The organism is Bacteroides pyogenes DSM 20611 = JCM 6294, assembly GCF_000428105.1.
Taxonomy (GTDB): domain Bacteria; phylum Bacteroidota; class Bacteroidia; order Bacteroidales; family Bacteroidaceae; genus Bacteroides; species Bacteroides pyogenes.
The window spans coordinates 1-23,876 of record NZ_ATZH01000008.1 but is presented as its reverse complement, the minus strand read 5'-3'; the positions used below and the strand labels follow the sequence as shown (position 1 = coordinate 23,876).

General features: G+C 47.2%; 15 protein-coding genes and 1 tRNA gene. 8 read left to right on the top strand and 8 right to left on the bottom strand.

Annotation, left to right across the window (positions count from 1 at the left end):
- Positions 1 to 325 precede the first annotated feature (325 nt).
- The 4 genes from C234_RS0100960 to galB all read left to right on the top strand — a co-directional run bounded on the left by C234_RS0100960 (position 326) and on the right by galB (position 9,925).
- Positions 326 to 2,914, top strand: coding sequence for a beta-mannosidase (locus tag C234_RS0100960; protein ID WP_034536834.1), 2,589 nt, complete (start codon positions 326 to 328; stop codon positions 2,912 to 2,914).
- 74 nt (positions 2,915 to 2,988) lie between these two features.
- Entirely contained in the window at positions 2,989 to 5,313 is a 2,325-nt protein-coding gene (locus C234_RS0100955) for a glycoside hydrolase family 20 protein (protein WP_027324217.1), read from the top strand.
- The gene (locus tag C234_RS0100950; RefSeq protein WP_027324216.1) at positions 5,313 to 7,388 is read left to right on the top strand and encodes a glycoside hydrolase family 20 protein; all 2,076 of its coding nucleotides are present in this window, start codon (positions 5,313 to 5,315) and stop codon (positions 7,386 to 7,388) included. The genes C234_RS0100955 and C234_RS0100950 overlap by 1 nt, the downstream gene beginning before the upstream one ends.
- A 14-nt stretch (positions 7,389 to 7,402) precedes the next feature.
- Positions 7,403 to 9,925 carry a beta-galactosidase GalB gene (galB, locus tag C234_RS0100945; RefSeq protein WP_021646495.1) on the top strand — a complete coding sequence of 841 codons (2,523 nt, stop codon included), beginning with the start codon at positions 7,403 to 7,405 and terminating at the stop codon, positions 9,923 to 9,925.
- A gap of 679 nt (positions 9,926 to 10,604) precedes the next feature.
- On the opposite strand, the gene xpt is transcribed toward galB, so the two are convergent.
- The 5 genes from xpt to mltG form a co-directional block, all read right to left on the bottom strand.
- A complete protein-coding gene (gene xpt / locus C234_RS0100935) occupies positions 10,605 to 11,174 on the bottom strand; it encodes a xanthine phosphoribosyltransferase (RefSeq protein WP_027324214.1) in 570 nt (189 codons plus the stop codon).
- 22 nt (positions 11,175 to 11,196) lie between these two features.
- Positions 11,197 to 12,504, bottom strand: coding sequence for a phenylacetate--CoA ligase (locus C234_RS0100930; RefSeq protein ID WP_027324213.1), 1,308 nt, complete (start codon positions 12,502 to 12,504; stop codon positions 11,197 to 11,199).
- A gap of 12 nt (positions 12,505 to 12,516) precedes the next feature.
- Positions 12,517 to 13,098: an indolepyruvate oxidoreductase subunit beta gene (locus tag C234_RS0100925; protein WP_027324212.1), complete on the bottom strand. Its 582-nt coding sequence runs from the start codon at positions 13,096 to 13,098 to the stop codon at positions 12,517 to 12,519.
- Positions 13,099 to 13,101: 3 nt separating this feature from the next.
- Entirely contained in the window at positions 13,102 to 14,694 is a 1,593-nt protein-coding gene (locus tag C234_RS0100920) for a thiamine pyrophosphate-dependent enzyme (protein WP_027324211.1), read from the bottom strand.
- A gap of 83 nt (positions 14,695 to 14,777) precedes the next feature.
- Positions 14,778 to 15,809 carry an endolytic transglycosylase MltG gene (mltG, locus tag C234_RS0100915; protein ID WP_027324210.1) on the bottom strand — a complete coding sequence of 344 codons (1,032 nt, stop codon included), beginning with the start codon at positions 15,807 to 15,809 and terminating at the stop codon, positions 14,778 to 14,780.
- A gap of 638 nt (positions 15,810 to 16,447) precedes the next feature.
- On the opposite strand from mltG, the gene C234_RS0100905 reads away from it, so the two are divergent.
- Positions 16,448 to 17,584 (top strand): OmpA family protein, encoded by a 1,137-nt coding sequence (locus C234_RS0100905; RefSeq protein WP_034540471.1) that lies wholly within the window; start codon positions 16,448 to 16,450, stop codon positions 17,582 to 17,584.
- Between the two features lie 270 nt (positions 17,585 to 17,854).
- Here the strand turns inward: C234_RS0100905 and C234_RS0100900 are convergent.
- Positions 17,855 to 17,930, bottom strand: a tRNA-Thr gene (locus C234_RS0100900).
- Between the two features lie 162 nt (positions 17,931 to 18,092).
- The gene (locus tag C234_RS0100895) at positions 18,093 to 19,301 is read right to left on the bottom strand and encodes an ROK family transcriptional regulator (RefSeq protein WP_027324208.1); all 1,209 of its coding nucleotides are present in this window, start codon (positions 19,299 to 19,301) and stop codon (positions 18,093 to 18,095) included.
- 355 nt (positions 19,302 to 19,656) lie between these two features.
- Here C234_RS0100895 and C234_RS0100890 point away from each other — a divergent pair, with 355 nt between their 5' ends.
- Genes C234_RS0100890 through C234_RS0100880 form a run of 3 tightly spaced genes read left to right on the top strand, consistent with a single transcriptional unit; the run spans position 19,657 to position 23,043 of the window.
- Complete coding sequence (locus tag C234_RS0100890) at positions 19,657 to 20,895, top strand: MFS transporter (protein ID WP_027324207.1); 1,239 nt, start codon at positions 19,657 to 19,659, stop codon at positions 20,893 to 20,895.
- 34 nt (positions 20,896 to 20,929) lie between these two features.
- Complete coding sequence (locus tag C234_RS0100885; protein WP_027324206.1) at positions 20,930 to 21,847, top strand: dihydrodipicolinate synthase family protein; 918 nt, start codon at positions 20,930 to 20,932, stop codon at positions 21,845 to 21,847.
- An 11-nt stretch (positions 21,848 to 21,858) separates the two neighbouring features.
- A complete protein-coding gene (locus tag C234_RS0100880; protein WP_027324205.1) occupies positions 21,859 to 23,043 on the top strand; it encodes an AGE family epimerase/isomerase in 1,185 nt (394 codons plus the stop codon).
- 416 nt (positions 23,044 to 23,459) lie between these two features.
- Here C234_RS0100880 and C234_RS0100875 read toward each other — a convergent pair.
- Positions 23,460 to 23,876 (bottom strand): transposase (locus tag C234_RS0100875; protein ID WP_027324204.1); only part of this gene is annotated, 417 nt, incomplete at its 5' end.

The window sequence follows — 23,876 nt, the reverse complement described above, 5'->3', positions numbered from 1 at the left end:
AGAACCTTTACTTCGCCGAAATAGAGCTTTCGTTTGGTACGAATAGAATCTTTATTTCGGCGAAATGAAACTTTTGTTCTGCAAGCATGGAATAAAGCGTGTGCGGAGAGTCTGTTGTGTTATACGTTGTGTGTTAGCGCTTGGAGTTGACTTTTCTCTGTTTTGTTTGCGAGTAGGGGCGACTTCGGTTCCTATTCTTTTTGTTTGAGGTCGGCACCCTTTTCTTTTATTTGCTTTAAATTTGTGAAAACGGCTGCTCCCCGGTTCCATAGGTATGGAGTTTTACCGAAAAAGTTCTATCTTTACTCCGAAAACTGTATATATTATGAAAAAGCTCTTCGGAATCATGTCGAAAACACTGTTTGGTCTCTTTTGTTGTACGATGATGCATGCGCAAAGCCGTGATGTTTCTGATGTCGTGCTTCTGAACACCGGCTGGGAGTTTTGCCGGTCGGGCACGGAGCAGTGGCGGCCCGCCGAAGTGCCGGGTACCGTTCATCAGGATTTGCTGCGCCACGGCTTGATCCCGAACCCGTTTTACGGTACCAACGAAGAGAAGATTCAGTGGGTGGAGAACGAAGACTGGGAGTACCGAACCGTGTTTGCCGTCAGCGGTGAGCAACTGGAGCGCGACGACGCCCGCTTGATTTTCGAAGGGTTGGACACGTATGCCGACGTATACCTCAACGGTTCGCTCGTCTTGCGGGCCGACAATATGTTCACCGCCTATTCCGCGGCGGTAAAGCCCGTACTTCGCGCCGGCGAGAACCGCCTTCACATCTGTTTCCGTTCGCCCATCCGCCAGACGTTGCCGCAGTATGAGTCCAACGGATTCAATTACCCCGCCGACAACGATCATCACGAGAAACACCTGAGCGTGTTTTCGCGAAAAGCTCCGTACAGCTACGGTTGGGACTGGGGCATCCGCATGGTCACCAGCGGCGTATGGCGTCCCGTTGCGCTCCGTTTCTACGATGTGGCCTCCATCAACGACTATCACGTGAAGCAACTTTCGCTGACAGACGAAAGGGCGGAACTATCCAATGAACTGGAAGTGGAAAACATTCTTCCCCATGCGGAGGATGCCATCGTGGAGATTCGCTGTGCCTTGAACGGAGAAGAGATACGGGAAATACGCCGGGAGGTGAAGCTGCTTCCCGGAACCAATCGCATTGAAGTGCCTCTGGAAATCCTTTCACCGGCGCGTTGGATGCCCAACGGTTGGGGCGATCCCATTCTGTACGACTTTTCCGCCACGGTATCGTGCGGCGGAAAGGAAGTAGCCCGGCAGTCGCGCCGCATCGGGCTCCGTACCCTGCGGCTGGTCAACGAGAAAGACAAGCACGGAGAATCTTTCTATTTCGAAGTCAACGGCATCCCGATGTTCGCCAAAGGGGCGAACTACATTCCGCAGGACGCCATGCTTCCCGCCGTTACCGCCGAACGCTACCGCAACCTTTTCCGCGACATGAAGGAAGCCAACATGAATATGGTTCGCGTGTGGGGAGGAGGCGTGTATGAGGACGACCGCTTCTACGACCTGGCTGACGAGAACGGAATCCTCGTTTGGCAGGATTTCATGTTCGCCTGCACACCTTATCCTTCCGACCCGGCATTCCTGCAACGGGTGGAGGCGGAAGCCGAATACAACATACGCCGTTTGCGGAATCACCCGTCGCTGGCCATGTGGTGCGGCAACAATGAAATACTCGAAGCCTTGAAGTACTGGGGCTTTCAAAAGAAATATTCTCCGGAAACATACAAACTGATGTGGGACGGATACGATAAATTTTTCCGGGAACTGCTGCCCGAAAAAGTGAAGCAGCTCGATGCAGGGCGGTTTTATCTGCACAGCTCTCCCTATGCGGCCAACTGGGGACGCCCCGAATCGTGGGGAACAGGCGACAGTCACAATTGGGGCGTGTGGTACGGCAGGAAAGCTTTCGAATCGCTCGACACCGATTTGCCGCGCTTCATGAGCGAATTCGGCTTTCAATCGTTTCCCGAGATGAAAACCATCGCCGCTTTCGCTTCGCCCGACGACTACCATATCGAATCGGAGGTGATGAACGCCCATCAGAAAAGCAGCATCGGCAACGCGCTGATCCGTACCTATATGGAACGCGACTATGCGGTTCCGCATAAGTTCGAGGATTTTGTGTACGTGGGGCTGGTGTTGCAGGGCAGAGGCATCCGTCGCGGACTCGAAGCCCACCGCCGCAACCGTCCCTACTGCATGGGAACGCTGTATTGGCAACTCAACGACAGTTGGCCTGTCGTGTCGTGGTCGGGCATCGACTACTACGGTAATTGGAAAGCTTTGCACTATCAGGCGAAGCGGGCGTTCGAACCGGTGCTGGTGAATGCGCTCCAACAGAACGACAGCCTTTGCGTTTATCTCATATCCGACCGCTTGGAAAGCCTGACGAACCTGACGCTGGAAATGGAAACCAAATCGTTCGGAGGAAAGACTGTGGGCAGGAAAACAACGCTTCGCGCTTTGCAGCTTCCCGCCAATACTTCCTTATGCGTGCACCGCACGAAACTTTCGGAACTGCTTCGCACTGAAGAGACGGCTTCTTCCTTCCTGCACATCCGCCTGAAGGATGCGGCGGGCAGGCAGCTTGCCGAAACGGTTCACTTCTTCCGGAAACCGAAAGAGCTGCAACTCCCTGCGGTAACGATCGACGTGCGGAGCAGCCGGACCGACGGGCAGTGCGAGCTCATCTTGTCGGCTTCCGAACTGGCAAAAGATGTGTTTATAGAAGTGCCCATACAGGGAGCCCGCTTCAGCGACAACTTCTTCGACCTCTTGCCGGGCGAGCGGAAAAAAGTAATCATCACTTCGCCCCGGATCAAGAAAGGAGAGAAGCTGCCCTTCGGCATCAGGCATCTTCGTCAAACGATGGATTGAAGTCCCGGCAGGGGAAGCCTTATTGAAAAGAAAAAATGAAATACTTATATTTATTAACCACTAATTTTTATTTTATGAAACAACTCCTTAGACTAACCGGTTGCTTGGCCATTGCAGGTTTGGCAGTGTCTTGCCAGTCGGTACAAAAAGAGGCGGACTACCGCATCATTCCTTTGCCGCAAGAGATTGCGACCGCGCAGGGAAATCCGTTCGTGCTGAAAAGCGGCGTGAAGATTCTTTATCCCGAAGGGAACGAAAAGATGCAACGCAATGCGGAGTTTCTGGCGGGTTACCTGAAAGAAGCCACAGGCAAGAGCTTTTCGATGGAAGCCGGAACGGAAGGAAAGCATGCAATCGTCCTGACTCTGGGCTTGGATGCGGAGAATCCCGAAGCCTACCGGCTGAGCGTGGCGGAAAGCGGTATCACTGTGGCAGCTCCTACCGAAGCCGGAGTGTTCTATGGCATCCAGTCGTTGCGCAAGTCGTTGCCTGTGGCGATGAATGCCGAAATCTCTTTGCCGGCGGCGGAAATCAACGACTATCCCCGTTTCAGCTATCGCGGGGCGCACTTCGATGTGGCGCGCCACTTCTTTACACTCGACGAGGTGAAGACGTATATCGACATGATGGTGCTGCACAACATGAACCGCCTACACTGGCATCTCACCGAAGATCAGGGATGGCGTCTGGAAATCAAGAAATATCCCAAGCTGACGGAGATAGGCTCGGTTCGTAAAGAAACGATGGTGGGCAAGAACTTCGACAAATTCGACGGCAAGCCTCACGGCGGTTTTTATACGCAGGAAGAAGCGAAAGAAATCGTGAAGTATGCGGCCGAACGCTACATCACCGTTATTCCCGAAATCGACCTTCCGGGTCACATGCAGGCGGCACTGGCGGCTTATCCCGAATTAGGCTGTACCGGTGGTCCGTACGAAGTGTGGACGAAGTGGGGAGTATCCGACAATGTGCTTTGTGCGGGCAACGACCGTACGCTGGAGTTTATCGACGATGTGCTGACCGAGGTGATGGAGATTTTCCCTTCGGAATACATTCATGTGGGCGGCGACGAATGTCCGAAGACTCAATGGGAGAAATGCCCCAAATGCCAGGCGCGTATCAAAGCCCTCGGTTTGAAGTCGGATAAAGAGCATACGAAGGAAGAGCGTCTGCAAAGTTTCGTTATCAATCACGCCGAAAAGTTCCTGAACGAGCACGGACGCCAGATTATAGGCTGGGACGAGATACTCGAAGGCGGGCTGGCTCCCAACGCCACGGTGATGTCATGGCGCGGAGAGGCAGGCGGTATCGAAGCTGCGAAGCAGAACCACGATGTCATCATGACGCCCAACACCTATTTGTATTTCGATTATTACCAGAGCAAAGACACTAAGAACGAGCCGTTGGCTATCGGCGGTTATCTGCCTGTGGAAAGAGTGTACGGCTATGAACCGATGCCTTCTTCGCTCACTCCGGAACAGCAGAAATACATCAAAGGCGTGCAGGCTAACCTATGGACAGAGTACATTCCTACTTTCGAACAGGCTCAATATATGGTATTGCCCCGTTGGGCGGCTTTGGCGGAGGTGCAGTGGACAATGCCCGATAAGAAGAATTACGAGGACTTCCTGTCACGTTTGCCCCGTCTGATCGAATGGTACGATGCGGAAGAATACAACTATGCCAAACATGTGTTCGATGTAAAGGCGGAGTTTACTCCGAATACCGAAGACGGAACCCTCGACGTGACATTGGTTACGGTCGATAACGCGCCCATCCATTATACGCTCGACGGCAGCGAACCCACCGCTTCTTCTCCCAAATACGAGGGAGTGCTGAAGTTGAAAGAAGACACCCGGCTGATGGCGGTTGCCATCCGTCCGACAGGCAACAGCCGTGTGGTTTCCGAAGAGTTTCATTTCAACAAAGCTTCGATGAAACCGATTGTAGCCAATCAGCCTGTCAACAGGCAGTATATGTTCAAAGGCGCTCCTTCGCTGGTCGACGGTTTGAGAGGCGGCGACAACTACAATACGGGACGCTGGATCGCTTTCCGCAACAACGATATGGACATGACTATCGACTTGCGTCAGCCCACAGAAATCTCAAGTGTTTCGATCGCTGCCTTTGCGGCGAAAGGCGACTGGGTGTTCGATGCCAGAGGACTTGCGGTGGAAGTTTCCGACGATGGTAAGAGTTTTACGAAGGTGGCCTCCGAAGAGTATCCCGCGATGAAGCAATCGGACAACGACGGCATATGCGAACATAAGCTGGCCTTTACGCCTGTCAAAACCCGGTTCGTGCGGGTGGTTGCCTTGTCCGAAAAGGCGATACCTTCCTGGCACGGCGGAAAAGGTAAGCCGGGATTCTTGTTTGTAGACGAAATCGTGATTGATTGATGGAAATAAAGAACAGATACGTTCAGGTTTATCTTTTCTTGTGGATAATGGGGATGTGCATGTATGCACATCCCTTAAAGTGTCAGTCTGTCATTCCCGCTCCTTTGAAGATGGAGCGGGGGATAGGCTCCTTTCCGCTTTCGGGCGGCGTAAGGCTTTACACCGGATTTGCGGAGGAAGATGCGGCATTGTTGAGAAACAGTCTGAAGGCATTGCCTGTGGACTGGAAGCAAGCGAGGAAGAACGGCGGACGGAATATCGTGTCGATTGAACCGGCGGAAGGAGATCCGTCGCTATCCTCGTCCGAGAGTTATACGCTTTCGGTTTCTCCGGAGCGGATAAAGATACGGGCGGCATCGGGAGCCGGCGCGTTCTATGCCGTTCAAACTCTTCTGCAACTGGCACAGCCTCTGCCGGAAGGCGGATACGCTGTCCCGTCGGTCGAAATAGAAGATGCTCCCCGCTTCGCTTACCGCGGATTTATGCTCGACGTGTCCCGCCACTTCTTCACGAAAGAGTTTGTGAAGAAGCAGATAGACGCTTTGGCGTTCTATAAGATCAACCGCCTGCATCTGCATCTGACGGATGCGGCAGGGTGGCGCATCGAAATAAAGAAGTATCCTTTGCTTACGGAACGGGCGGCCTGGCGCACGGAGGCTAACTGGAAAAAATGGTGGAACGGAGACCGAAGGTATGCCCGCTTCGACGATCCCGGAGCTTACGGAGGCTTTTACACGCAGGAGGATATCCGTGAGATTGTGGAGTATGCGCGCCGTCATCACGTCACGGTGATTCCCGAAATAGAGATGCCGGGACATTCGGAAGAAGTGCTGGCTGTCTATCCGCAACTCTCCTGTGCGGGAAAACCTTATAAGAATGCCGACTTCTGTGTGGGCAATGAAGAGACTTTCACCTTTTTGGAGGATGTGCTGAAGGAGGTCATAGAGCTTTTCCCATCCGAGTATATCCATGTCGGAGGTGATGAAGCGGGTAAGGCGGCATGGCGCACTTGTCCGAAATGCAGCCGGAGGATGGAGGAGGAGCACCTTTCGCATGTGGACGAATTACAGAGCTATCTGATTCGGCGGATAGAGAATTTTCTGCATGCCAACGGACGCAAACTGCTGGGATGGGATGAGATTCTGGAAGGAGGGCCGGCTCCCCGCTCCACTGTGATGTCGTGGCGCGGAGAGAAAGGAGGCTTGGAGGCGGTTCGTGCGGGGCACGACGCTGTGATGATTCCCGGTGCTTATTGCTACTTCGATAGTTATCAGGACGCCCCATACTCGCAGCCTGAAGCTATCGGCGGGTATCTTCCGTTGAAGAAGGTGTATGCCTACCGTCCCGTTCCCGATGACTTGCCTGCCGGACAGGCGCAGCGGATCAGGGGGGTGCAGGCTAACCTCTGGACGGAGTACATCGCTACGCCCGAACATGCCGAGTATATGATTTATCCGCGCATACTGGCATTGTCGGAGGTGGCATGGTCGGCTCCGGAGAACAGGGCGTGGGAAGATTTCCATAAGCGTGTCCCGAAGGCGGTGGCGCATCTGAAGTCGAAAGGGTATCATCCTTTCGATCCGGCGGGTGAGGTCGGCAGCCGCCCGGAATCCGGAGAAGCGGTCGATCATCTGGCGCTTGGAAAGAAAGTGACTTACCATGCGCCTTACAGCACGGCGTATCCCGCACAGGGAGAGAGTGCCCTGACGGATGGCATTCGCGGCGATTGGACGTATGGAGACGGAGCGTGGCAGGGATTCATCTCACGCCACGGATTGGATGTGACCGTTGATCTGGGGAAGGAAACGGAGGTGCGCTCCATATCCGCCGACTTTATGCAGGTGGCCGGAGCGGAAGTGTTCCTGCCCGGGGAGGTTTCTGTCTCCATCTCTTCGGATGGTTCGGTCTTCGTTCCGTTGCACGTGCAAAGGGATGAAACGGACAAGGAAAAAGCGATCGGGTTTCGTACCGTCGGATGGGAAGGAACCGCCAAAGGAAGGTATGTGCGCTATACGGCGCGCCCCGGAAAGAAGTACGGCGGTTGGGTTTTTACGGATGAAATAGTAATCAAATAAGAAATACGGATGATATGAATACTTTAAGAATCAGGAATCTGATAGGATGTATCGCGCTCTCTTCTCTTTCTGTGCTTTCTGCGCAGGTGCGCACATCCTATACATTGGAGAAGGGATGGAGGTTTACGCGCGAGGACAACCGGGACTTTGTGAAGCCCGGTTACGACGATGCGCGCTGGCAACCGGTGAGCGTTCCTCACGATTGGGCTATTTACGGGCCGTTCGGTGTGAACAACGATAAGCAGAATGTGGCCATCGTTCAGGACGGTCAGAAGGAGGCGATGGAGCATGCCGGGCGTACGGGCGGACTGCCTTTCGTGGGCGTGGGCTGGTATCGTCTGGCGTTCGAGGCTCCCGCTTTCGCGGAAGGAAAGAGGGCGGTGCTGATGTTCGACGGCGCCATGAGTCATGCGCGCGTATATGTGAACGGGCAGGAGGCGGGCTACTGGCCGTATGGCTACAACTCGTTCTGGCTGGATGTGACGCCTTACCTGAAAGAAGGAGCGGTGAACTCTTTGGCAGTGCGTCTGGAGAATCAGCCCGAATCTTCGCGCTGGTATCCCGGAGCGGGCCTGTACCGGAACGTTCGCCTGCTGGTGACGGAAGACGCGCATGTGCCCGTGTGGGGAACGCAGCTGACGACTCCCGTGGTAAATGAACGGTTTGCCAAGGTAAATCTGCGTACGAAATTGAATCTGCCTGAAGGCAAGGAAATATCTGCTTACCGCATTGTGACGGAACTGCGCGACAAGGCGGGGAAGACGGTGGCGACGGACGAGAAGCGGGGCAACCGGTTCGACGGCGCTCTCTTTGTTCAGGATTTTACGGTGGAGAACCCCGTGTTGTGGAGCCCCGATACGCCGGCGCTTTATACGGCGGTTTCGAAAGTCTACGAGGGGAATGTGCAGAAAGACGAATACACCACGGTGTTCGGCATCCGTTCCATCGAGATTGTTCCCGGAAAAGGTTTCTTCCTGAACGGGAAGAAAACGGTGTTCAAAGGCGTGTGCAACCATCACGACCTCGGTCCGTTGGGAGCTGCCGTGAACGATGCGGCCATCCGCCGGCAGGTTCGCATATTGAAAGACATGGGCTGCAATGCCATTCGCACGTCTCACAATATGCCTGCGCCGGAATTGGTAAAGGCATGCGATGAAATGGGAATGATGCTCATGCCGGAATCTTTCGACGAATGGAAAGCCAGAAAAGTGGAGAACGGCTATCATAAGATTTTCGACGAGTGGGCGGAAAAGGATTTGGTGAATCTGTTGCATCATTATCGCAACAATCCGAGCGTGGTGATGTGGTGTATCGGCAACGAAGTGCCCGATCAGTGGAATGGCGAGCGTGGTCCCAAACTTTCGCGCTTCCTGCAGGATATCTGCCACCGGGAAGATCCCACGCGCCCTGTGACACAAGGCATGGACGCTCCCGATGCCGTGGTCAACAATAATATGGCGGCGGTGATGGATGTGGCAGGGTTCAACTATCGCCCGCACAAGTATCGTGAAAACTACCGCAAACTCCCGCAGCAAATCATTTTGGGCAGCGAAACGGCTTCGACGGTAAGTTCGCGCGGAGTATATAAATTCCCCGTCGCCCGCCGGTGGATGAAGAAATACGACGATCATCAGTCTTCTTCTTACGATGTGGAACATTGCTCATGGTCTAATCTTCCGGAAGACGACTTCATGCAACACGAGGATCTGCCGTATTGCATCGGTGAGTTCGTGTGGACGGGCTTCGACTATCTGGGAGAGCCTACCCCTTACTACAGCGACTGGCCCAGCCATTCGTCGCTCTTCGGTATCATCGACCTTGCAGGCTTGCCGAAGGACCGCTACTACCTCTACCGCAGCCATTGGAACAAAGAGAAGGAGACTTTGCACATTCTGCCTCACTGGAACTGGGAGGGGCGCGAAGGAGAGGTGACGCCTGTGTTTGTCTACACCAACTATCCTTCGGCAGAGCTGTTTATCAACGGAAAGAGCCAAGGCAAGCGTACCAAAGACCTGACGGTGACGCTTGAAAACAGCGCCGACTCGGTGTCGATGATGAATCTCAAGCGGCAAACGCGCTACCGGTTGATGTGGATGGATACGAAATACGAACCGGGAACCGTAAAGGTGGTGGCATACGACGGGCAGGGAAAAGCAGTGGCGGAGAAAGAACTTCGTACGGCAGGCAGGCCCCATCGTATCGAACTGACCGCCGACCGTTCGGTCATCAAAGCGGACGGTAAAGACCTTTCGTTCGTTACGGTGAAGGTGGTGGATAAAGACGGAAATCTCTGCCCGACGGCATCGCATTCCATCAGCTTTAAAGTGAAAGGAGCCGGCAGTTACCGTGCCGGGGCCAATGGCGACCCCACCTCTTTGGAGTCGTTCCAGCAACCGAGGATGAAGGTTTTCAACGGAATGATGACCGCCGTGGTTTCTTCCTCCGAGAAGGAAGGCGAGATAATATTGGAAGCCGCAGGAAAGGGACTGAAGAAAGGAACGGTGACCATCACCTCCCGCTCGGAAACTGCGGAATAATATCCCTCATGTGGTCGAACAACCCCAACCGGACCATTCTCTCCATACGGGGTAATCTCGAATAATGTCCCTCATGTTGCCGGACAACCTCGATTGAGAGTGTAACGATAGGTTTATGAAAGCGGTGTGACGGCTCCTTTCGTGGGACCTCCCGAAGCCGCGACTATAAACAAAACAATAGGGAAAAGCCGCTTCAGCGAGCAAATATCGGCTGAAGCGGCTTTTCGTTTCACATAGAAAAGAATGATGTGCTGCGGATCATTACTCTTTTTGCTTTAGGATTTCATATTTGGTTATCGCTCTTTTTTATAGATTGAGGCCTTTAAAAAAAGGCGGTGCGTGATTGAAATCAAACACTGTGATGTTTTTTTCAAAGGCGGTGCGTGATTGAAATCAAACACTGTGATGTTTTTTTCAAAGGCGCTGCGTGAATGAAATCAAACACTGTGATGTTTTTTTCAAAGGCCGTGCGTGATTGAAATCAAACACTGTGATGTTTTTTTCAAAGGCGGTGCGTGAATGAAATCAAACAATGCGATATCTTTTTCAATAAAGAAAATGAATGAAAAAACTTCTTCTGTATTCTTTGAAAGGAAACCAAAGCTTTCCGCTCCCGTTGTGAATAATTAAAGCGAATGCTTTGTTTTTCCATCCTATCATGCCAACAGACAACCGGCTTTTATTCCTTGATTTTAATACAGCAATTCGATAAATCTTCGATGATAGCCAGACTTTCTACACGTACGCCCTGCTCTTCCAGAATCCTTCGTCCGTCTTGGAAAGATTTCTCAATGATGAACCCCATTCCGACAAGATTGGCGCCCGCCTGTTTCACTAAATCGATGACTCCTAAGGCGGCATTGCCATAAGCCAGAAAATCGTCTACGAAAAGAATGTTGTCGTCGGGAGTCAAAAAGTCGGCGCTGATAACGACTTCATAATCTCTGTCCTTCGTGAAAGAGTGTACAGTCGTACTCAGTACATTCTGTATTGTTTTAGGAGATTTCTTTTTCGCAAAAACAACCGGCAGGTCCATCAAATAGCCCGTCATGATAGCCGGAGCGATTCCACTCGCTTCGATAGTCATAATCTTGTTGACATTGGTTGCCGCAAAACGGCGGACAAACTCTACACCTATCGATTTCATCAAGACCGGATCCATCTGGTGATTAATAAAACTGTCCACTTTCAGGATTCCTCCTTCGTAGCATTTCCCGTCTTGCAGAATTCTCTTTTTCAATAATTGCATCTTATATGTTATTTATTTGTGGTTATTGATTGTTCCTTATGTCTTTTACTCGCACGGCTTTTCCTTCGCTCTGCGGTAAAGAGCCTTTCTTTACCAGTTTTACTTTGGGAGTAACGAGGATTTCATCTTTCAACCGGCGGGCGATTTCTTTGCGTGTTTTTTCCAACTCTATATAATTGTCGGTACAAAGGTCGCTCAACTCCACTTCCACCACCATTTCGTCTTGATGGTTCACCGTTTGCAACGTGATAAGGTAGTTGCTCCCCAATGCGGGGAAACGTACCAGAATTTTCTCTACCTGCATGGGGAAGATGTTCACTCCTTTAATGATAAACATATCATCGCTCCGTCCCTTGATGCGGTCGATGCGGAGATGCGTACGCCCACACGGACATTTGCCGGGGAGAATACGGGTCAAGTCGCGGGTGCGATATCGGATAAGCGGCATCATTTCGCGATTGAGCGTAGTCAGTACCAGTTCCCCTATTTCTCCTTCGGGAACGGGGTCTCCGGTTTCGGGATCGATAATTTCCACCAGATAACAGTCTTCCCAGAAATGCATTCCGTTTTGCTCCTGACATTCGAAGGCTACACCCGGTCCGTTCATCTCTGTCATTCCGAAGCTATTGTATGCTTTCACACCGAGTATTTGTTCTATTTTGCGGCGTTGCTCGTTTGTATGCGGTTCCGCGCCGATTACCAACGTTTTAAGACTGCTCTTTCTAGGATCTATGCCCTCTTCCTGAAAGACTTCGGCGAGACGGATGGCGTAGCTGGGGATGGCATGTAAAACAGTGGTATGGAAATCGTTGATGAATTTAATCTGCCGTTTACTGTTCCCCGCTGCTGCCGGAACCGTCAGACATCCGAGACGTTCCGCGCCGTACTGAAATCCGAGTCCTCCCGTAAACATTCCGTAGCCGGAGCTGTTTTGGAAAACATCGGTTTTGCGTATGCCTACCATATATAAACAACGGGCAACCAAATTTGCCCATGAATCGAGATCATGTTGCGAATGAACGATCACTGTCGGGTTGCCGGTTGTTCCGCTGGAGGAATGAATGCGTACACCGTCTTCTTCCATATTGCCAGCCACCAGCCCGAAAGGATAATGGTCACGCATGTCCGCTTTGGTAGTAAAAGGGAGTTTGCGAATATCTTCCGGCGACTGTATGCTGTCGGCGGTAATTCCGTGTTGAAGGAATACTTTCTTATAATAAGGCGCGTTCGACGCGATGAGAATCGTTTTCTTGAGCCGTTGCAGTTGCAGCTCGTGCAACTTTTCACGGCTCATTGTTTCTATTTCTTCTTCCCAGTATTTTCTATCCATCGTTGTTGTTTATTACATCAGCTTTTCCGCCATTTCTTTACCGGCAGCCAATGCTTTCAGGTTCATTTCAACGATTTCTTCCCCTTTCCGTTGGAAGATTTCACGAATACTTTCTTGCACTTTCCGGTAGTCGATGCCGAGGAAAGGAATGGTGGCTCCCAACAATACGATGTTCGCCACTCGTGCAGAACCGGTTTCCTTGGCTATTTTGTCTACATTCAGCACAATTTTATGCGGAAGCTTATCGATTTCCGCCATCAACACATGCTCTTCGGGATAGTGGGGGATGTTGATAAACGGAGTATCGTTGGTCACCAGCCATCCTTCGGGACTGAGATAAGGGAGGTAGCGCAAGCCCTCCATCGGTTCCAGCGAGATAATGATATCACATTTGCCTGAAGGAATCAAATCGGAGGCAATGGGGCGGTCGCTGATGCGAAGATTCGACTGAACATCTCCGCCACGCTGGCTCATGCCATGCACTTCCGCCTGTTTCATATACAGACCTTCTTTCAGCGCTGCTTTGCCGATCACTGTGGCGATGGACAAAATTCCTTGTCCGCCGACTCCTGCCAATATAATGTCTTTCTTCATGATTTATTTGCTCCTTTTTTTACGTGATAATGTTTGGATACATTCTCTGCGGGGGATGATGACAGATACGCCGCGGTATTCGATTTCTTCGCGTATGACCTGCTTCATTTCTTCGTAATTCTTTTTCAGCGGAACCACTACGCGAATGTGTGAAGGAGATACTCCCAAGCCTTCGCAGATAGCTTCTATGCGCCCCGTCCCGGCAGAGTCTTGTCCGCCGGTCATCGCTGTCGTTTCGTTATCGGATATAACGATGGTTACATTCGCGTTCGCGTTCACACAGTCGAGCAAGCCGGTCATTCCGGAATGGGTAAAAGTGGAATCTCCAATCACGGCTACCGCCGGATGAAGTCCTCCATCGGCTGCTCCCTTCGCCATGGTGATAGACGCTCCCATGTCCACACATGAGTCGATGGCATTGAAAGGAGCGTTGGAACCCAATGTATAGCATCCGATATCACTGAATACTTTGTGGGTAGGATACTCTTCTCTGAGCACTTCGGTCAGAGTGGTATACATGTCGCGATGGCCGCATCCCTGACAGAGAGCGGGCGGACGCATTTCGACAATGGCAGGCACGCCGAACATCGACTTGTTTTCTTTGCCTACGGCACGCGCAACAGAATCCGGATTCAATTCTCCGTCCTGTGAAAGAGTTCCGTCTAAACGTCCTTTTACGTTGATGCCCAGTCCTAAATAACCTTTCAGCTGCTTTTCTACAAAGGGTTGTCCGTCTTCCAGCACCAGTATCTCTTCGCAAGATTCTACCAACCGGAGAAGTTGTTTCTTGGGCAACGGATACTGTCCGATCTTAAGTACCGGATATTCACATCCGTCGGGGAAATTCTCCATCAGGTAGTTGTAGCCGATGCCGCAAGCAATAATGCCCATCTTTTTATTAGGACCGTCGATGTATTTATTGTAAGGTGACTCCTCGGAAGCTTTGATGAAATCTTCCTGACGGGCAAGCAACGCTTTGTAGCGCTTGCGCGCAATACCCGGAAGCAAGATAAACTGTCGGGGATCGTCACTGAAAGAAAGTTCATTCTGAGGTTTTTGCTCTTTGGGTTCCACTCCCGAACGGGAATGTGCCAGACGTGTTACGATACGTAGCAATAAGGGTTCTCCTGTCTTTTCGGAAAATTCGAATCCATGGTATACCATGTCGTAAGCTTCCTGTTGGCTGCTCGGTTCATACATCGGAACGAGTGAAAAGTCTCCGTAGAACCGGCTGTCTTGTTCGTTTTGCGAAGAGTGCATGCTGGGATCATCGGCTGCTACTACGATCAATCCTCCTTTTATTCCCGTAACGGCCGAGTTGACGAAACAGTCGGCTGCTACGTTCATGCCTACATGTTTCATGCACACCAAAGCTCTTTTGCCGACAAACGACATTCCGAGCGCAGCTTCCATTGCCGTCTTCTCATTCGTACACCAACGACTGTGTATCTGTCGTTCGGCAGTGATGGGAGCCGCCTGAATATACTCTGTAATTTCTGTAGAAGGGGTTCCGGGATAAGCATATACACCCGAAAGTCCGGCATCTAATGCCGCCTGTGCAATGGCTTCATCGCCAAGTAAGAGTTGTTTGCTCATTTCTTCTAAGGTTTTTTAGTGTTATTCACAGTTCACTGTTTAATCCCACAAAGATAAAGTTTTCTGTTTTCTTTATTATAAGGTTATTTGAAAATCTTTCTTTCGTTCAACGCTTTCCAATATTTCCTTGCATTTATCATGTGGTCGGCATAATTGGAAGCGAAATTGTGTGTTCCCGAAAAATCTTCTTTAGCGCACATATAAATATAATCATGCTTTGTATAGTTGAGCACACTTTCAATTCCTTTCTTGGTAGCAATACGGATCGGTCCGGGTGGAAGCCCCGTGTTTATATAAGTGTTGTATGGGGAGTCTATCTGAAGATTTTCATTACTGATACGCCGCAAAGCAAAGTCCTGCAAAGCGAATTTGACAGTCGGATCGGCTTGTAACGGCATATTCATATGCAGACGGTTCATATACAGTCCTGCTACCATCGTTTTCTCTTCGTTATTATTTGTTTCTTCTTCAACAATCGAGGCCAATGTACAGATTTCTATGGGGGCCATTCCAAGAGCGGAAGCCTGAGCCAATCGTTTGTCATTCCAAAAGCGTTCATGCTCTTTTTGCATGCGCTTGAAGAACTCCTCTACGCTCATGTTCCAATATACTTGATAGGTGTCAGGAATAAAAAGACAAGGCAAAGTTGCGTTGGTATATCCTATTTGAATGAGAAAAGTGGGATCGAACATTTGCCTGGCAATTTCCGCAGAGTCTATCATTAGTTGCTTGCCTACGCTTCCGGCTAATCTGTCCAACGTTCTGACACTTCCGATTGTCAGATTCACAGGTTCCTGATAGCCTCGATATAAGCGGCTGAAAACATGATATGCATTGTCTTTCGGACGAATCGCATAGCGTCCGGTATGAATTTCGAAGGCAGGTTTTTTGTATCGGCTCAACCATTTGAATCCTATAAGGTTGCCCGCATACCCAATTTTTTTCACCTTATTATATATGGAGTCCGCTGTGTCATCTCGGTCTACATATATATATACAGTTTTAGGCGGATGAAATTGGGGGTAGAATAAATAATAATATGCTATTCCCCCACTTATAATGCTAAGTAAAATGATTCCCGTCAAAATCCGGAATATAATTTTCTTTTTTTTCATAACAGATTGGTTCATCTTTTATTCGGTTCAAAGATAGAAAGAAATTAAATAGAATGGTTTGTGAAAAGTGATTTTTGTTATTTCGTATTTTTTTTCATATCTTTGTCTCACGATAAATAACTGGAGATGGCTTCTCGGTTGTTTTGATTGTCTTTTTATTTGATTATATAAAGTTGATCAGTTAATTGAATAATCATTGAAAGTGATGAGAGCCACTTTTCTAAAGATTAGTTATTCTTGATTTGTTTATCAACCTCTTGCCTTAACAATAAAGTGAATAAAATTATGATGGAGCTTTCTTTGGCTTTTAAAAATATGATTCCTATAGTTAAATTTATAATTTCCCCCATCGGTTTTCTTCAATCGGTAAATCTTGTAATATGGTGCAGGATATGATTCTGTGTAATCGTGATTTTTAAGATGTAACTTATACGGATACGGTTTGGATTCGGGAACAATACGAAAAACGGCCCACTATCTTCACAGACTGTATGGCCGTATGAAAAGTTTAAGTTCTTCTTTTAAAACATTTATTTATATGGAATGTTCGCTTTTTCTTTTCGCTTAAATGTAATATAACAGAACTTTTTTTTAATTTGATTGTTGAATATATTGTAACTTTTAAAAAAAGTATTTTTATGAAGAAGATTTTTATTTTCGCTATGTTTGGCTTAGTCGCTTTATCTGCTTCAAGCCAGAATTTATTGCAAGGCAGTAAAGTTTTTGATAATTGGTCTGTAGGCTTGAATGCCGGTGGGGTAACTCCTCTTACTCACAGCGCGTTTTTTAAAAACATGCGTCCTGCAGTAGGTGTTGAAATCGGTAAGCAATTGACTCCGATTGTTGGATTTACCATCGAAGGTATGGGGTATATCAATACTACAGAAAGTCGCACAGCATTTGACAATTCAAATGTAAGTTTATTGGGTAGGGTGAACTTGAATAACTTGTTTGGTGCATATCAAGGCGCTCCTCGTTGTTTTGAAATGGAAGCTGTTGCCGGTGCCGGTTGGTTGCGTTTTTATGGAGATGTTTTAGAAAGCCGCAACTTCTTGACTTCTAAATTAGGTTTGAATTTCAACTTTAATTTGGGTGAAAGAAAAGCTTGGACATTGGCTTTGAAACCTGCATTGGTCTATGCTTTGGGGGGTAATCACATGATGCCTGCATTAAAGTATAATGCTAATAATGCAACAGTCGAAATTTTGGCGGGTTTGGTTTATCATTTCAAGGGAAGCAATGGCGAACATCACATGTCATTCGGAAGGGCTTACGATCAAGCTGAAGTAGACGGATTGAACGCAAGAGTGAATGAATTGCGTGGTCAGGCTCAAGACGCGGAAGCTTCGTTGGTAGAAGCCAATCGCAGAGTGGGTGAATTGCAGCAGCAATTAGAAGAATGTCGCAATAAAAAGCCGATCGTTCAGACTGTTACTGAGAAATCTCACATGTTGGAGTCTGTTGTTACGTTCCGTCAGGGCAGAACTACGATTGACGCTTCTCAGCTTCCTAATGTAGAGCGTATTGCTGTATATTTGAATAAATATCCCGAATCTAAAGTAGTTATCAAGGGATATGCATCTCCAGAAGGTAGCCAGGAGGTAAATGACAGAATTGCTAGACAACGTGCCGAAGTTGTTAAGAATACTTTGATAAAGAGATATAAGATTTCTGCTGATCGTATCACCGCTGAAGGACAAGGTGTGGGTGATATGTTCTCTGAACCAGATTGGAATCGCGTAAGTATTTGTACTATCAAGGAAGCTCAAAAATAAATAGTTTTGTAAGCAATAAAATCATCTTTCTTTGTATTTAAGAAGTTTGATTGATGATAAAAAGGAGCTGTGCCAAAATGATGGCACGGCTCTTTTCTTATATGGTATTACACTAATCCTAAAAATGTCCTTTCGCACGTTCGGACTCTGATTTTGGATGCATTGTGCATTACGATATTTTTGTATTGTTTGAATGGCTTTCGACTTGCTTCTATAAAAAAAGAGATAAGAAAGATGGTTGTGTAACCTTTGTTTCTTATCTCTTTTTTATGGAGCCGATAACCAGACTTGAACTGGTGACCTACGCGTTACGAATGCGTTGCTCTACCAACTGAGCTATATCGGCGTTTCCTTTCGTTTACGGCGTGCAAAATTACAGATTTATTTGAAAAAACAAAAGGATTTTGAATCTTTTTGCATGCAAAGTTTAAAATAATAGGCCTCGGAGGTTTTTCCGCCCTCCTTTGTCATAAACCGCTTTGTTTATTGCTTGTCTTTTCGACTTCTTTCAGTTTTCAAACATTCTGCTACGCGCTAACATACACGCCCCTATGATGCCTGCTCTGTCTTTTAGTTTAGAAGTAAGGATGACTGAGTCTTTGTTGACTAAATTGAGAGAATATTTGCGGACTGCTGTTTTGATAGGCTGGGTTAAATAATCTCCTGTCATGGAAAGTGTTCCTCCGATTATCACCAATTCGGGGTTGAATATATTGATAAGTCCCGCAATCTGTTTACCTAATTTTTGTCCAATTTCTTCTATTATTTCGATACAGAGCACATCCTCTTTGTTTACTGCCGAGATAATCTCGTCGAGAGTCAGCGGATTGTCTTTCATCGTAATCCGTTTGGATAGGATGGAATTTTCACCTTTTTGAACGCGCTCTATCAATATGCGGTGTAAAGCGGAGCCGGAAGTCTCTGTTTCCAAGCATCCCTTTTTCCCGCAATGACAGATAATCTCATTGTCGAACACATTGGTATGTCCGAATTCTCCTGAGAATCCCGATTTTCCGGTGTATATTTTACCATCGATAATAATGCCGATCCCAAGTCCCCAGCTTACATTGACGAATATGATATCTTTTTCTCCTTTTACACATCCTTTTAGAAATTCTCCGTATGTCATGGCTCGTGTGTCGTTATCGATACTTACGTTATACCCTATTTTTTCAGTAAGGATCTCTGCTAATGGTCGTTCCTCAAAATTGAACAGGCTGAAGCTATATCCCGACTCGGGGTTTACTCTTCCGGATATATTTATATTAATGTTGAGTATCTTTTCCGGATTGATGTTGATTTTTTCTATGAAAGAGATTATGTGTTTACAAAGCGCATCAAGAGCATCCGGTGTGTTTTCAAACTTATGAGGAATATTCATTTCAAGTTCTACCATATCTCCTTTGAAGTTCATCAATCCGATATTAATGGAGAATTGTTTGATATCCACGCCTACGAAATAACCTGACTCCGGATTGAGACCATATAAGCTTGGATGTCTGCCTCCGCTTGTTTCTAATTTCCCATAATCGTTAATATAACCCTCTTCGCACATTTCGCTGATGAATTTGGTAACCGTCGGAACACTTAAATCCATTTCCCGCGCCAAGTCTGTAAGGGTAGAACTTCCGTTGTATATATAATGCTTGATAATCTTTTTCTTTTGGAGGGCGTTTTTGGTGCCAAGTTCTATTTCTTTTAGCAGATGCAGTTTCATATTCTGAGTAATTCTTATATTAATAAACGCAAATATACTAATTTTATAATCGATTTTACTGTAAATAAAATAAGATAATTTTCTATTTTCGGCTTTTTCTTGAATTTACTTATGTTTTATAGCGGGTGTTTTTGTGCTCAATGGAGATATTATATTGAATAAGGTATTATATTTCATACTGACAGTTTTTACTATCTTTTGCAGCCTTGCTCTATTCGCTTTGGATTATCATTCTTCTTCTTTTTAATTAAATGAGGTGCTAATAGGTAAATATTTTATTAAACTCTTGTGCGTAGATGAAAAAAGTTCTATGTTTGCAAGACTTTTAGTTGCATAATATAAAATTATCTTTTTTATGAAAAACAAAAATATTTATCCTTGGATAGTAGTTGGTTTGTTATGGGGAGTGGCATTACTTAATTATATGGATCGTCAGATGCTTTCTACCATGCAGGAGGCTATGAAGGCTGATATTGTTGAATTAAATAAAGCTGAGGCTTTTGGAGCCTTAATGGCTGTTTTTCTATGGATTTATGGGTTTATGAGTCCTGTTGCAGGAATGATTGCCGATCGGGTCAGTCGTAAATGGCTGGTAATAGGAAGTTTGTTTGTGTGGTCGGCTGTTACTTTTTTAATGGGATATGCCGAAAGTTTCCGGGAGTTGTATTGGCTTCGTGCCATAATGGGGATAAGTGAAGCATTATATATTCCGGCAGGTTTGTCGTTAATTGCGGATTGGCACCAAGGAAAGTCTCGCTCTTTGGCCGTAGGAGTGCATATGACAGGGCTTTATGCCGGACAAGCCATCGGAGGTTTTGGAGCAACGGCCGCCGCTGCTTTTTCGTGGCAGGCTACTTTTCATTGGTTTGGTGTAGTAGGAGTTTTTTATTCTCTTGTTTTGATATTCTTTCTACATGAGAACCGGATACATAATACGGCCCAAAAGCAGTCTGATATACCGGGTAAGAAAAAAGCTTCTTTATTCGGAGGGCTGTCTCTTCTCTTCTCTAATTGGGCATTCTGGATCATTCTGTTTTATTTTGCAGCTCCGAGTCTGCCGGGATGGGCTACTAAAAACTGGCTTCCTACTTTATTCTCCAGCAGTTTGGGAATCCCGATGTCTGAGGCCGGACCTATCTCTACGATTACCATCGCACTTTCTTGTTTTATCGGTGTGATATCAGGAGGTATTCTTTCCGACCGCTGGGTGCAAAGAAATATTCGTGGACGTGTTTATACCGGCGCTATCGGCTTGGGTATGACGATACCGGCTTTACTCCTACTTGGTTTTGGGCATAGTTTTGTCAGTGTGATCGGTGCAGGTTTGCTCTTTGGCATTGGATTTGGTATTTTTGATGCTAACAATATGCCTATTCTTTGTCAGTTTGTATCGACCAAGCATCGGGCAACCGCTTATGGAATTATGAATATGACGGGAGTCTTTGCCGGAGCTGCGGTGACAGAAGTATTGGGCAAATGGACAGATGGAGGTAACTTAGGTTTGGGATTTGCCCTGTTGAGTGTAGTGGTAGCTGTAGCTTTGGCATTGCAAATTTATTTTTTACGTCCCACTACGGATAATATGGAAGATTGAATACTTATAATAACGTTAAAAAAATAGTATGGTTATGGAACGAATTATTGGACTTATCGATGCACCGTTCACTCCTTTTTACGAGAATGGTGAAGTGAATCTTGAACCGATTGAAAGATATGCTAAAATGTTAGTAAAGAACGGACTGCAAGGAGTTTTCATCAATGGTTCGTCGGGTGAAGGGTATATGTTGACCGAAGAAGAGAGAATGAAGTTGGCCGAACGCTGGATCTCTGTTGCTCCCGAAGGTTTTAAAGTAATAGTGCATGTGGGAAGCTGTTGTGTGAAAGCAAGTCGGATGTTGGCGGAACACGCGCAAAAAATCGGCGCTTGGGGCATTGGCGCCATGGCTCCTCCATTCCCTAAAATCGGACGTGTTGAAGAGCTGGTGAAATATATTGAAGAAATAGCTTCGGGTGCTCCGAATCTTCCTTTTTATTATTATCATATACCGGCTTTCAACGGCGCTTTCTTGCCGATGGTGAAATTGCTTGAAGCGGTAGACGGGCGTGTGCCGAATTTTGCAGGAATTAAATACACATTCGAAAGCATGTATGAGTATAATCAGTGCCGTTTGTATAAGGATGGAAAATATGATATGCTGCACGGGCAGGACGAAACAATTCTTCCATGTCTCGCTATGGGTGGAGCTCGTGGAGGCATCGGCGGAACAACCAATTACAATGGTCGCGAGTTGGTAGGCATTATCGAAGCGTGGGAGAAGGGCGATCTGGAATTGGCCCGCGAACGTCAGAACTTCTCTCAGAAAGTGATTAATGTGATCTGCCATTTCCGGGGAAATATTGTGGGCGGAAAACGCATTATGAAATTAATAGGTTTGGATTTGGGAAAAAACCGTACTCCTTTCCAGAATATGACCGACGAAGAAGAGCGACAAATGAAATTGGAGTTGGAGGCTATCGGATTTTTCGACCGATGCAATAAATTTTAAGTATCAAGTGTATGAACGTGACTGAATACTTGACATCATGGTCTGCATCTTATAAAGATGACTTGGTAAATAACATTATGCCGTTCTGGCTTAAGAACGGTCTCGACCGTAAGCATGGCGGTGTGTATACTTGTGTCGATAGAGACGGAACTTTGATGGATACTACCAAATCTGTATGGTTCCAAGGCCGTTTCGGCTTTATATCGGCTTATGCTTACAATCATATTGAGAAGAACCCCGAATGGTTGGAGGCGTCGAAGAGTTGCATCGACTTTCTTGAAACCCATTGTTTTGACAAAGACGGGCATATGTTTTTCGAAGTGACCGAAGACGGGCGCCCGTTACGTAAACGCCGCTATGTCTTTTCCGAAGGATTTGCCGCCATTGCCCTGGCAGAATACGCTGCGGCGACGGGAGAGAAAATATATGCGGAGAGAGCTTTGGAAATATTTAAGCGTACACAATACTTTCTGAATACTCCGGGACTTCTGGAACCTAAATATCTTCCGGCATTAGAGGCTCGCGGACATTCTATTACCATGATTCTGATTAATACGGCTGCCCGCATTCGTGAGGTTATTAGCGACCCGGTGTTGGACAGGCAGATTGATGAATCGATTGCGGCATTGAGGAAATATTTCATTCATCCGGAGTTTAAAGCCTTACTTGAGATGGTCGGACCGCAGGGCGAACTTATCGATACTTGCAACGGACGTGTGATCAATCCGGGACACTGCATTGAAACAGCATGGTTTATTATGGAAGAAGCGCGTTATCGGAACGATGACAACGAGCTTATGCAGTTGGCTCTCCAAATTCTCGACTGGTCATGGGAGTGGGGATGGGACAAAGAGTTTGGCGGAATCATCAATTTCCGCGATTGCCGCAACTTTCCTCCGCAAGACTATTCGCAGGATATGAAATTTTGGTGGCCGCAAACCGAAGCTATCATCGCTACTCTTTACGCCTATAAAATGACCTGCGATGAGAAGTACCTTGAAATGCATAAACAAATTAGTGAATGGACTTATGCGCATTTCCCCGATAAGGAATATGGAGAGTGGTATGGATATCTTCATCGCGACGGTTCGGTAGCGCAACCTGCTAAAGGGAATATTTTCAAAGGGCCTTTTCACATTCCTCGAATGATGATTCGCAGTCACTTGCTTTGTGAGGAGATTCTTAAAAGCAGGTAATAGCGAATTCTATCCATCCATTCTTAAACTTTCTTCTTTTTCATCTTTCCGGGAAAAAGAAGAAAGTTTTTTTATTTTGTTTCCTCACACCGCAAGATAATATTTTTAGATATTTGCCGAAACAGAGAGAATAGGAGAGAAGAAGATTCTTCTCATAGTGTACATATATTACCGACATGATGGCTATATATTGCCAGCATGATAGCCATATATTGCCAGCGTGGTAGCCATATATTGCCAGCGTGGTAACCATATATATACACCGTGGTGACTATATATGGAATAGAAGTTCGAGACCTCTGCAAAACCTTACCCCATTCTCTATCATTCTTGTTTTTGAGCACTATTGGCTCACCTTCAGTCTATATTTTTGATTTTTAGGCTGTATATGCTCTATTTCATCTCATACTCTCCCCTTATTTGAGAGAATTAGACACAATTATCCCCGGAGTTCGATATAAATTGTAGGCAATAGCCTCCATGATGTGTTGTGCGTGAGTCTTAGCTAAACCTACATATCTGGCTATCCCACCATGAAACCATCTGTGAATAGATCCAAAGGTACGTTCCACTTTGTACCGTGTCTTGCTGATGGCTACATTAACACGCTGCTCTCTTTCCGTTAGCTTACGTCCCCTTACTCCTTTGTGCATGATACGACTCTTGAGCTTCATACGTTTAAGTACATCCTTGTTTGCTGTGGAATCATAACCCTTGTCGGCATAAACAGGTGTACCTTGTGGAAGTTTAGCTTTTTCTAATGGCTTTTCCAAATGTTTGATGTCACTTTCGTTAGCCGGTGTGGTTTCCTCGGCTATCACCAAACCGTTCTC